This window comes from Streptomyces viridochromogenes DSM 40736, from assembly GCF_000158955.1.
Lineage (GTDB): Bacteria > Actinomycetota > Actinomycetes > Streptomycetales > Streptomycetaceae > Streptomyces > Streptomyces venetus.
The window spans coordinates 1,891,919-1,902,584 of record NZ_GG657757.1 but is presented as its reverse complement, the minus strand read 5'-3'; the positions used below and the strand labels follow the sequence as shown (position 1 = coordinate 1,902,584).

At 71.5% G+C, this 10,666-nt stretch carries 12 protein-coding genes, 1 rRNA gene and 1 other annotated feature (1 of these 14 only partly in view); of the genes, 11 read left to right on the top strand and 2 right to left on the bottom strand.

Going from position 1 to position 10,666, the window contains the following annotated elements; genetic code table 11:
- Positions 1-274, top strand: a sequence feature (mutual gap in cmsearch alignment for this rRNA model is longer than 100); it begins 2,845 nt to the left of the window's first position.
- A 105-nt stretch (positions 275-379) separates the two neighbouring features.
- From rrf to SSQG_RS42125, 4 genes are all read left to right on the top strand, one after another.
- Positions 380-496: ribosomal RNA gene (rrf, locus tag SSQG_RS08305) — 5S ribosomal RNA — on the top strand.
- Between the two features lie 86 nt (positions 497-582).
- A complete protein-coding gene (locus SSQG_RS38920; RefSeq protein ID WP_158681018.1) occupies positions 583-1,143 on the top strand; it encodes a hypothetical protein in 561 nt (186 codons plus the stop codon).
- 76 nt (positions 1,144-1,219) lie between these two features.
- Positions 1,220-1,939 carry a hypothetical protein gene (locus SSQG_RS42130; RefSeq protein WP_052310249.1) on the top strand — a complete coding sequence of 240 codons (720 nt, stop codon included), beginning with the start codon at positions 1,220-1,222 and terminating at the stop codon, positions 1,937-1,939.
- Positions 1,831-2,586, top strand: a complete 756-nt coding sequence (locus SSQG_RS42125) for a tetratricopeptide repeat protein (protein WP_003989283.1) — start codon at positions 1,831-1,833, stop codon at positions 2,584-2,586. Before SSQG_RS42130 ends, SSQG_RS42125 begins: the two co-directional genes overlap by 109 nt.
- 99 nt (positions 2,587-2,685) lie before the next feature.
- On the opposite strand, the gene SSQG_RS08290 is transcribed toward SSQG_RS42125, so the two are convergent.
- Positions 2,686-3,978: a DUF1015 family protein gene (locus tag SSQG_RS08290; protein ID WP_003989282.1), complete on the bottom strand. Its 1,293-nt coding sequence runs from the start codon at positions 3,976-3,978 to the stop codon at positions 2,686-2,688.
- Positions 3,979-4,050: 72 nt separating this feature from the next.
- Between SSQG_RS08290 and SSQG_RS08285 the strand changes: the two genes are divergently transcribed.
- From SSQG_RS08285 to SSQG_RS08270, 4 genes are all read left to right on the top strand, one after another.
- The gene (locus SSQG_RS08285) at positions 4,051-5,082 is read left to right on the top strand and encodes an HAD hydrolase-like protein (RefSeq protein ID WP_003989281.1); all 1,032 of its coding nucleotides are present in this window, start codon (positions 4,051-4,053) and stop codon (positions 5,080-5,082) included.
- Between the two features lie 109 nt (positions 5,083-5,191).
- The gene (locus SSQG_RS08280; protein ID WP_003989280.1) at positions 5,192-6,235 is read left to right on the top strand and encodes a FecCD family ABC transporter permease; all 1,044 of its coding nucleotides are present in this window, start codon (positions 5,192-5,194) and stop codon (positions 6,233-6,235) included.
- The gene (locus tag SSQG_RS08275; protein WP_003989279.1) at positions 6,232-7,272 is read left to right on the top strand and encodes a FecCD family ABC transporter permease; all 1,041 of its coding nucleotides are present in this window, start codon (positions 6,232-6,234) and stop codon (positions 7,270-7,272) included. Before SSQG_RS08280 ends, SSQG_RS08275 begins: the two co-directional genes overlap by 4 nt.
- Entirely contained in the window at positions 7,269-8,165 is an 897-nt protein-coding gene (locus SSQG_RS08270) for an ABC transporter ATP-binding protein (RefSeq protein WP_003989278.1), read from the top strand. The genes SSQG_RS08275 and SSQG_RS08270 overlap by 4 nt, the downstream gene beginning before the upstream one ends.
- Here the strand turns inward: SSQG_RS08270 and SSQG_RS08265 are convergent.
- Positions 8,149-8,496 (bottom strand): SCP2 sterol-binding domain-containing protein, encoded by a 348-nt coding sequence (locus tag SSQG_RS08265; protein WP_003989277.1) that lies wholly within the window; start codon positions 8,494-8,496, stop codon positions 8,149-8,151. The two genes, SSQG_RS08270 and SSQG_RS08265, sit on opposite strands and share 17 nt — an antisense overlap.
- A gap of 42 nt (positions 8,497-8,538) precedes the next feature.
- Between SSQG_RS08265 and SSQG_RS08260 the strand changes: the two genes are divergently transcribed.
- Genes SSQG_RS08260 through SSQG_RS08250 form a run of 3 tightly spaced genes read left to right on the top strand, consistent with a single transcriptional unit; the run spans position 8,539 to position 10,543 of the window.
- Entirely contained in the window at positions 8,539-8,811 is a 273-nt protein-coding gene (locus tag SSQG_RS08260; protein WP_003989276.1) for a hypothetical protein, read from the top strand.
- Positions 8,812-8,825: 14 nt separating this feature from the next.
- Complete coding sequence (locus tag SSQG_RS08255; RefSeq protein WP_003989275.1) at positions 8,826-9,641, top strand: TlyA family RNA methyltransferase; 816 nt, start codon at positions 8,826-8,828, stop codon at positions 9,639-9,641.
- Complete coding sequence (locus SSQG_RS08250; RefSeq protein WP_003989274.1) at positions 9,638-10,543, top strand: NAD kinase; 906 nt, start codon at positions 9,638-9,640, stop codon at positions 10,541-10,543. The genes SSQG_RS08255 and SSQG_RS08250 overlap by 4 nt, the downstream gene beginning before the upstream one ends.
- Positions 10,544-10,666: the final 123 nt, after the last annotated feature.

Genomic DNA, 10,666 nt, shown 5'->3' with positions numbered 1-10,666 from the left:
GTAGGAATATTGAGAAGGGCTGTCCCTAGTACGAGAGGACCGGGACGGACGAACCTCTGGTGTGCCAGTTGTTCTGCCAAGGGCATGGCTGGTTGGCTACGTTCGGGAGGGATAACCGCTGAAAGCATCTAAGCGGGAAGCCTGCTTCGAGATGAGTATTCCCACCTCCTTGAGAGGGTAAGGCTCCCAGTAGACGACTGGGTTGATAGGCCGGATATGGAAGCACGGTAACGTGTGGAGTTGACCGGTACTAATAGGCCGAGGGCTTGTCCTCAGTTGCTCGCGTCCACTGTGTTAGTTCTGAGACAACGAACGGTTGTCGGCTTTGAGCAGAACAGACAATTGAAGAGTGTGCTTGTTCGCTCGAAACCATTAGGGTTTCGGTGGTTATAGCGTAGGGGAAACGCCCGGTTACATTCCGAACCCGGAAGCTAAGCCTTACAGCGCCGATGGTACTGCAGGGGGGACCCTGTGGGAGAGTAGGACGCCGCCGAACAATCTTTGGAAGGACCCCTGGTCACCAGCGTTCAGCTGGGACCAGGGGTCCTTTTTTGTTTTTTGCACTGCGCGCCGGTGACCCGGTTGCGTGAGAATGACTTGCGGTACCGAAGACAGGAGTCACCATGTCCACCAACTCTCCCGACGACCGACCGGAGCGCGACCAGCGACGGGAGGGGGACCGGAGCGACCGCAACGACCGCGGCGGTCAGCGCGGGGGCCGCGGGGACCGTGGCGGCTTCCGTCGCGACGACCGTGGCGGCAACGACCGTGGGGGCTACGGGCGTCGTGAAGGCGACCGAGGAGACCGCGGTGACCGTCCCGACCGCGGTGAGCGCGGTGGCTTCCGCCGCGATGACAGCCGTGGCGGTGACAACCGTGGTGGTGGGTACGGCCGGCGTGACGACCGTGACCGTGGACCGCGCAGGGATGACCGCGACCGCGGCGGCTTCCGTGGCCGTGACGACCGAGGTGACCGTCCCTCCTTCCGCCGTGACGACCGCGACGACCGAGACCGTGGTGGTTTCCGTCGTGACGACAGCCGTGGCGGTGACAACCGTGGTGGTGGGTACGGCCGGCGTGACGACCGTGACCGCGGTCCACGCAGGGATGACCGCGTCCGAAGGCGGCTTCCGTAGTCCGTGACGAGCGAGGTGACCGTCCCTCATTCCGCCGTGACGACCGGGGTGACCACCTGCCTTCCGACGCGACGACCGGCGTGATGACAGACGTGAAAACCATCGTGATGACAGTCGTGACGATCGTCGTGATGACAGGCGGGACGACCGGCGTGATGACAGGCGTGGCGAGAGGCGTGATGGCGATCGCGGTGGGTTCCCCCGCCGTGACGACCGCCGTGACGACCGTGGCGGCTTCCGTCGCGACGACAACCGCGACCGTGGCTTCCGTGGTGACGACCGGGACCGTCCCAGGGACGGCGACCGCGGCGGCTTCCGGCGTGACGACCGTGGTGGTTTCCGCGGCCGCGACGAGCGCCGTGGCGACGACCGTGGGGAGCGCGGCGGCTTCCGGCGTGACGATGCGGGTCGGGGCGGACGTCCCGGCTTCCGTCGCGACGACGGCCCCCGCAGCGACCGTGGTGACTTCCGGCGGGACGACAACCGTGGCGATCGCGGCGGTGACCGCGGTGGTTTCCGCGGACGTGACGACCGCCGTGACGACCGCGGCGGACGCGGTCCCCGACGGGACGACCGTGGTGACCGCGGCTCCCGGCGTGACGGCGATCGGGGCGGCTTCCGCGGTCGGGACGACCGGCGTGGCGGCGGCCGGTTCCGTGACGAGCGGGAGCGGGACAGGGAGCCGATCAAGCGGCTGCCGATCCCGGAGGACGTCACCGGTGACGAGATCGACAAGGACGTGCGGCAGGAGCTGCAGAGCCTGCCCAAGACGCTCGCGGACGACGTCGCCAGGAACCTGGTGATGGTCGCGCGGCTCCTCGACGAGGACCCCGAGGGCGCGTACGGCTACTCCCGGGTCGCGCTGCGGCTGGCGTCGCGTGTCTCCGCCGTACGGGAGGCCGCCGGGTTCGCCTCGTACGCCAACCAGAAGTACGGGGAGGCGCTGGCCGAGTTCCGGGCTGCCAAGCGGATGACCGGGAACATCGACCTGTGGCCCGTCATGGCCGACTGCGAGCGGGGGCTCGGGCGGCCGGAGAAGGCGCTGGACATGGCCGGAGCACCCGAGGTGCACAAGCTCGACAAGGCCGGTCAGGTCGAGATGCGGCTCGTGGCGGCCGGCGCGCGGCGGGACATGGGGCAGCTGGACGCGGCCATCGTGACGCTGCAGAGCCCGGAACTGGCCTCCAGCTCGGTGCAGCCGTGGACCGCGCGGCTGCGGTACGCGTACGCCGACGCGCTGCTGGCCGCCGGTCGGGAGAGCGAGGCGCGGGAGTGGTTCGCGAAGGCCGTGGAGGCCGACCGGGACGGCAGCACGGACGCTTCGGACCGGCTCGCCGAGCTGGACGGTGTGGAGTTCGTGGACGCCATGTCCGACGACGACGAGGGTGAGGGCGCAGACGTCGCCCCGGAGAAGCCGGAGAAGCCGGAGGACCCGGAGGATAAGGACTGACGTCCCGTAGGGACCTGTAGGGCCCCGTAGGGAGTAGAAAGCAGAAGGGGGGCGGATTCCAGGAGGATCCGCCCCTTTCGTGTGTTCGGAGGCGTGTGTTCAGAGGTCGAGCGCGCGCAGTACCAGGCCCGACGCGGGCTTCGGGCCGAACGACGTCGACTTGCGCGGCATCGTCACGCCCTGCCGGGCCAGGTCGCGGACGACCTCCTCGCGGACCGGGTGCATCAGGACGGCCGTACCGCCGTCGCGTTCCGCCTTCGCGACCGTGGCGGCCGTGTCGTGGATGTAGGCGATGTGGGCCGGGGAGTCCTCGGGGATGCGCCACACGTGGTCGAGGAGCGTGGCGTGCAGGACCGTCGCGTCCAGGGTCCGCCAGGCCGCGGGACGGTCGGCGGGGATCGTGCGGGCCAGGAGGTCCGGGTCCGGGTGGTCGACGAGGTGGAAGGAACCGTCGCCGGCCAGCAGGAACGCGTTACCGGCGCAGGCCGCGTCCGCCAGCGCCTCCAGGGCCTCGGGCAGCGGGGCGTGCAGGCGGCGCACCCGGAACAGGCCGTGCAGCGCGGCGACGGCCCGGTCGACGGGCAGGTCGTGGAGGAGCCGGTGGATGGCGCGGACGCGCAGGGGGTAGCGGGCCGTGTCGACCAGGAGCACCAGGCCGTGGTCCCACGGGCTGGGGGAGGGGTGTTCGGTGCGCAGGCGGCGGTAGGTCGCCCAGCGGTGGTGGCCGTCGGCGATGAGGGCCTGGTGCCGGGCGAGGTCGGTCTGGATCGTGGCCAGGTCGGCCGGGTCGGTGACCGACCACAGGCGGTGGCTGAAGCCGTCCTCCGTGGTGGTGGCGAGGAGGGGTGGCCGACCTGCGGTGCGCTCGACGAGGTCGGCCGTGGCGGTCGAGGAGCCGTCACCGCGGTAGGTGAGCAGGAGGGGCTCCAGGTTCGCCGAGGTGGCCCGCATGAGGGCCGCGCGGTCGGCGACGACGTGCGGCATGACGTCCTCGTGCGGCAGGACCACCTGCTCGGCGGGGTCCGACACCCGCAGGGCGCCGATGATGCCGCGTTGCAGCATGCCGGTGCCGTCGCGTTGCTCGTAGACGTACAGGCCGGGTTGCGGGTCGGTGGTCAGGACGCCCTCGGACAGCCAGCGGCGCAGGGTCTCGGCGGCCTGCTCGTTGCGGACGCTGGGGGTGGCGGCCTGGGGGAGGATCAGGCGGACGATGTTGTGCGGGTCGGAGGACTCGAGGTGGTGCAGGCCGTCGGGGCGCACCACGACGTCGTACGGCGGAGATGTCACGGCGGCAAGGCTGCCGACCCGGTCGGGGTCGTAACGGAGGCCTCGGAACGGGGTGAGTTCCAGGCCTCGGTGCGCCGTTGCCTCCGAGTGACCTGCTGTGTCCATCCCGGCATCGTACGGCTGTCGGTGGCATGGGGGATGATCGGGGGAAAGCCGTCGAACGAGGAGCGATGCGGGATGAGCCGGAGTGTCAGGACGAGGCCCGAGGGCAGTGGGCGGGCCCTGAGCGAGGCGTACGACACCGCGCTGCTCGATCTGGACGGGGTGGTGTACGCGGGGGGCAGTGCGATCGAGTACGCGGTCGAGTCGCTGGCCGAGGCGCGGGCGGGTGGGATGCGGCTCGCGTACGTGACCAACAACGCCCTGCGCACCCCGGACACCGTGGCCGCGCATCTGAGCGAGCTGGGGATACCCACGGGCGCGGACGACGTCATCACCTCGGCGCAGGCGGTCGCGCGGCTGATCAGCGAGCAGGTGCCGCAGGGCGCCCGGGTGCTGGTGATCGGCGGTGAGGGGCTGCGGGTGGCGCTGCGCGAGCGCGGGCTCGTGCCCGTGGAGTCGGCGGACGACGATCCGGTGGCGGTGGTGCAGGGGTACGGCGGGCCGGAGCTGCCGTGGGGCCGTTTCGCGGAGGCCAGTTATGCCGTGGCGCGCGGTGTGCCGTGGTTCGCCTCCAACACCGACCTGACGATTCCGAGCGGGCGGGGGATCGCGCCGGGCAACGGGGCGGCCGTGGAGGTCGTACGGATCGCCACGGGCGCCGAGCCGCAGGTCGCGGGCAAGCCGCTGCCGCCGATGCACCGCGAGACCATCCTGCGGACCGGGGCGGAGCGGCCGCTGGTGGTGGGCGACCGACTGGACACGGACATCGAGGGCGCGTTCAACGGGGAGGTCGACTCGCTGCTCGTGCTGACCGGGGTGACCGACGGTGCGCAGCTGCTGGCGGCGCCGCCGCAGCACCGGCCGACGTATGTGGACGCCGATCTGCGGGGGATGCTCACCGGGCAGCCCGAGGTGGAGGAGGCAGGCGACGGCGGGTTCCGGTGCGGGGGCTGGACGGCGGCGGCCGGTGCGGACCGGCTGGAGCTCGACGGGGAGGGCGAGGCGCTGGACGGGCTGCGCGCGTTGTGCGCCGCGGCGTGGACGGCCGCCGGTGAGGGCGTGTGCGAGCTGGACGGGGAGAAGGCGCTGGCGCGGCTGGGGTTGTGAGCTCCGGTTGGGACCGGGGGATCCGGGGCAGGCTTTCGGCCGTGCGTTCGTGGCGGTGGCCGGGCTCCGGAATCGTGATCGTATGCGAGGGTAGGCTAACCTAACCTGCGTGTTGGTCGACAGTCCCCCCGAACAGCGCGCGGAGACCAGCTCCGCGCCCCCAACCCGACGTGCACTCCGTGCCTTTGGGCTGCTTCTGGCCGCCGCGATCCTGGTGCTCGTGGCGCTGGCGAGTATCGCGATCGGAGCGAAAGAGCTGTCCCTCGGGCAGGTCTGGCACGGCCTGTTCGAGGACTCGGGGTCGTACGGCGACGTCGTCGTGGCGGAGCGGCTGTCGCGGACCGTGCTCGGGTTGCTCGCCGGCGCCGCCCTCGGGCTGTCCGGCGCGGTCCTGCAGGCCCTCACGCGCAACCCGCTGGCCGACCCCGGGCTGCTCGGGATCAATGCCGGCGCGTCCGCCGCGGTCGTCACGGCCATCACGTATCTCGGGGTCACCTCGCTCAGTGGCTACGTCTGGTTCGCGTTCTTCGGCGCGGCCGCGGTAGGGGCGCTGGTGTGGTTCCTCGGCGGCGGCCGGGGCGCGACGCCGGTGCGGCTCGCCCTCGCCGGCACGGCGCTGACCGCCGCTCTCTACGGCTACCTCCAGGCCGTGATGATCATGGACGACGCGGCGCTCGGCAAGATGCGGTTCTGGACGGTCGGTTCGCTGTCCTCGGCGACCGACTCGACCATCAGTCAGGTCCTGCCGTTCCTGCTGGCAGGTACCGTCCTCGCGCTCGCGCTGGCCCGGCCGCTGAACGCCATGGCCATGGGCGACGACACCGCCAAGGCGCTCGGCGCCAACCTGAACCGGACGCGGGCGCTGTCCATGCTGGCCGCGACCGTGCTGTGCGGGGCCGCGACCGCCGCCTGCGGTCCGATCGTGTTCGTCGGCCTGATGGTGCCGCACGCCGTGCGCTCCTTCACCGGGCCCGACCTGCGCTGGATCCTGCCGTACGCGGCGATCCTGTCGCCCGTGCTGCTGCTCGGCGCCGACGTCCTCGGACGGATCGTGGCCCGGCCCGCGGAACTCCAGGTGGGTATCGTCACCGCGATCCTCGGCGGCCCGGTGTTCATCTTTCTCGTACGACGGCGGAGGACGGCGCAGCTGTGAAGACCACCAACCGTGCCGTGCGGACGCCGGGCGGGCTCTCCGTACGCCTGGACGTACGCGCCTTCGTCGTCGTGCTCCTGCTGCTGGTCGTGGCGCTCGGGGCGAGTGTCGTGCTGATCGGCACCGGCGACTTCCCGATCCCCGCCGCCGACGTGCTGCGGACGCTCGTGGGCGAGGGCAACGCGGGCCAGGAGTTCATCGTCACCGAGCTGCGGCTGCCGCGGGTCCTGGTCGGACTGCTGGTCGGCGCCGCGCTCGGGCTCGGCGGCGCGCTGTTCCAGTCCATCTCCCGCAACCCGCTGGGCAGTCCGGACGTGCTCGGCCTCGGGCAGGGGGCGACGGCCGGTGCGCTCACCGTGATCGTGCTGTTCTCCGGGAGCGCCAACCAGGTCGCCGTCGGCGCGCTCGTGGGCGGCCTGGTGACCGGGCTCGCCATCTACGCGCTCGCCTGGAAGCGGGGCGTGCACGGCTACCGGCTGGTGCTGGTCGGCATCGGCGTCTCCGCGATCGTCACGGCGGTCAACGGCTATCTGCTCACCAAGTCCGACATCGTGGACGCGGCCCGCGCGGTCGTGTGGATGACCGGTTCCCTCGACGGCCGTGACTGGGCCCAGGTCTGGCCGCTGCTCGGGCTGTGCGCCGTGCTCGTGCCGCTCGTCCTCGGCAACGCGCGGGCCCTGCGGATGATGGAGATGGGCGACGACGTGTCGTACGCCCTCGGGGTGCGGGTGGAGCGCGTGAGGCTGCTGCTGATGGTGGCGGCCGTGCTGCTCACCGCCTCCGCGACCGCCGCTGCCGGACCCGTCAGCTTCGTCGCGCTCACCGCGCCGCAGCTGGCCCGGCGCCTGACCCGCTCGCCCGGCCCGAACCTGCCGGCCTCGCTGTGCATGGGCGCCGCCCTGCTGGTCACCGCCGACTGGCTCTCGCAGCGGGCGTTCGGCGCCGAGCAGCTGCCCGTGGGCGTGGTCACCGGCGTGCTCGGCGGTGTCTACCTGCTGTGGCTGCTGGTCACCGAGCGCAGGGCGGGCCGGATATGAGCGCCGGCGGCACCGCCGGCAGCGGACTGAACAACCAAGGGAGCACCGTGAACCGCCTGTCCGCCGAGAACGTCACCCTCGCCTACGACCAGCGGGTGATCGCCGAGCAGTTGTCGGTGGAGATACCCGACAACTCCTTCACCGTGATCGTCGGCCCCAACGCGTGCGGCAAGTCGACGCTGCTGCGGGCCCTGTCGCGGATGCTCAAGCCGAGCGAGGGCCGGGTGCTGCTCGACGGTCAGGTCATCCAGTCGATGCCGGCGAAGAAGGTCGCGCGGACCCTCGGCCTGCTGCCCCAGTCGTCCATCGCGCCCGACGGCATCACCGTCGGCGACCTGGTCGGCCGCGGCCGCTACCCGCACCAGGGCCTGCTGCGGCAGTGGTCCACCGAGGACGAGCGGATCGTCCAGGAGTCCATGCGGCAGACCGGCGTCGCCGAGCTCGCCGACCGCTACGTCGACGAACTGTCGGGCGGTCAGCGCCAGCGCGTGTGGATCGCCATGGCGCTCGCCCAGCAGACCCCGCTGCTGCTGCTCGACGAGCCGACGACCTACCTGGACATCCAGCACCAGATCGACGTCCTGGACCTGTGCGCGGAGCTGCACGAGGAGCAGGGCCGCACGCTCGTGGCCGTGCTGCACGACCTGAACCACGCCGCCCGCTACGCCACCCACCTCATCGCCCTGCGCGAGGGCACGGTCATCGCCGAGGGCGCGCCGAACGACATCGTCACGGCCGAGCTGGTCGAGGAGGTCTTCGGGCTGCGCTGCCAGGTGATCGACGACCCGGAGACGGGCACGCCGCTGGTGGTGCCGGCGGCGCGGAAGGCACGCGTGACGGGCGGGGCCCGAGTGGAGAAGGCCGCCGCCGCGGACGCTACAGCAGCTTCCTGAGCTGGAGCAGGTCCCGGAAACCCGCGTGCAGTTTCACCCGGCCGGAGCCCCAGGCCGTGGCGAAGTTCAGCTCGCCGTCGACCAGGGCCACCAGGTCGTCGCCGGTCATGGCCAGCCTGATCTCGGCCCGGTCGGGCGGCGGTCCCAGGACCGTGTCGCGCACCTCGATGCGCCCGCCCTGCATGCGGCCGACGAAGGTGACGTCCAGGTCGGTGATGTGGCAGCTCACCGAACGGTCCAGGGCCGCGGCGTCGCGGACGTCCCCTTCGGCGCGCTGCATGTTGTCCGAGAGCTTGTCGAGTGCGCTGCGGCACTCCTCGATCGTGGCCATCGCCGTCGACGTTACCGCAGGGGTTCGCGGTAGCGTCTGGGCATGGACGACGCAGTGCCCGACCCGCCGGTGGTGGAGGAAGCGCCCGAGCCCGCGTACGACCCGGCCGCTCCCGCCCCGCTGAACGTGCCCCGCACCCCCACCGGCGACGCCGACGTGGACGCGGCCCTGGACCGGCTCGGTGACGCCGACCACCTCGCCACCGACGGACACGTCGAGGTGTACGAGGATGTACACCGGGGGCTGCGTGACGCGCTCACCGCGCTCGACGCCCGCCCGGGACCTCCGGCGCCCCCGTCGCAGGCACGGATCTAGGAGCTGAACCGAACGTGGCAGGAGTCGCACGCCGCCGTCTGGACGCGGAGCTGGTCCGCCGGAAGCTCGCGCGCTCGCGTGAACACGCCGGCCAGCTGATCGCCGCCGGGCGTGTCTCCGTCGGCAAGACCCTCGCGACCAAGCCCGCCACGCAGGTGGAGACCGCGGCCGCGATCGTCGTCGCGACCGACGACAACGATCCCGACTACGTGTCGCGCGGCGGCCACAAGCTCGCCGGCGCGCTGCAGGCGTTCGTACCGCTGGGCCTGGCCGTCGAGGGGCGCCGGGCACTGGACGCCGGCGCCTCCACCGGCGGTTTCACCGACGTCCTGCTGCGCGCGGGCGCCGCCCATGTCGTCGCCGTGGACGTCGGATACGGACAACTCGCATGGGTGCTCCAGAACGATGAACGCGTCACCGTCAGGGACCGTACGAACGTACGCGAGTTGACGCTTGAAGCGATCGATGGGGAGCCTGTGGATCTTGTCGTGGGGGATCTGTCCTTCATCCCGCTCGGGCTGGTCCTGCCCGCCCTGGTGCGGTGCGTGAAGCCGGACGCCGACCTGGTGATGATGGTCAAGCCGCAGTTCGAGGTGGGGAAGGAGCGGCTGGGCAGCGGGGGAGTGGTACGCAGCACCCGGCTGCGGGCCGAAGCGGTGACGGGGGTGGCCGAGAAGGCCTGGGGACTGGGGCTCGGGGTGAAGGGCGTGACGGCCAGTCCGCTGCCCGGGCCGTCGGGGAATGTCGAATACTTCTTGTGGTTGCGGGCCGGGGCACCGGAACTGGACCCGGCCGATGTCGACCGTGCAGTGGCGGAGGGGCCGCGTTGACCGAGAACCGAGCTCGTACTGTTTTCCTGCTCGCCCACACGGGGCGGCCCGCGGCCGTGCGCAGTGCCGAACTCGTGGTGAAGGGGCTGCTGCGCTCCGGTCTCGGCGTGCGCGTCCTGGAGGCGGAGGCGCGTGACCTGCCCCTGCCGGAGGAGGTGGAGCTGGTCAAGGAGGCCACTCCGCAGTGCCTCGACGGGTGTGAGCTGCTCATCGTGCTGGGCGGCGACGGCACGCTGCTGCGCGGGGCGGAGTTCGCCCGGGCCTCCGGGGTGCCGATGCTCGGCGTCAACCTCGGGCGGGTCGGGTTCCTCGCCGAGGCCGAGCGCGACGACCTCGACAAGGTGGTCGACCGGGTGGTGACCAAGGCGTACGAGGTCGAGGAGCGGATGACCGTCGACGTCGTCGTGCACCGCAACGGGGACATCGTGCACACGGACTGGGCGCTGAACGAGGCGGCCGTGCAGAAGGTGTCCGCCGAGCGGATGCTGGAGGTCGTCCTCGAGATCGACGGGCGTCCGGTGACCGGGTTCGGCTGTGACGGGATCGTGCTGTCGACTCCGACCGGGTCGACGGCGTACGCGTTCTCGGCGGGTGGGCCGGTGGTGTGGCCGGAGGTCGAGGCGCTGCTGATGGTGCCGATCAGCGCGCACGCGCTGTTCGCGAAGCCGTTGGTGACATCGCCGGATTCTGTGTTGGCTGTGGAGGTTCTGCCACACATTCCGCCGGGTGTGCTGTGGTGTGACGGGCGGCGGACCGTGGAGTTGCCCGCCGGGGCGCGGGTGGAGGTGCGGCGCGGGGCCGTGCCGGTTCGGCTGGCTCGGCTGCACCATGCCTCGTTCACCGACCGGCTGGTGGCGAAGTTCGCGCTGCCTGTTTCCGGGTGGCGGGGGGCTCCGCACTAGCGGGCCGTGGGGGCGCGGGTGGTCTGTGGCTTGTCGCGCCCGCGCGGCGGAGCCGCACATCGATACAGTCCCGCGCCCCCGAAAAAAAGGGGCGTTGCCACTCTCGTGGGTGACACGAGTGGG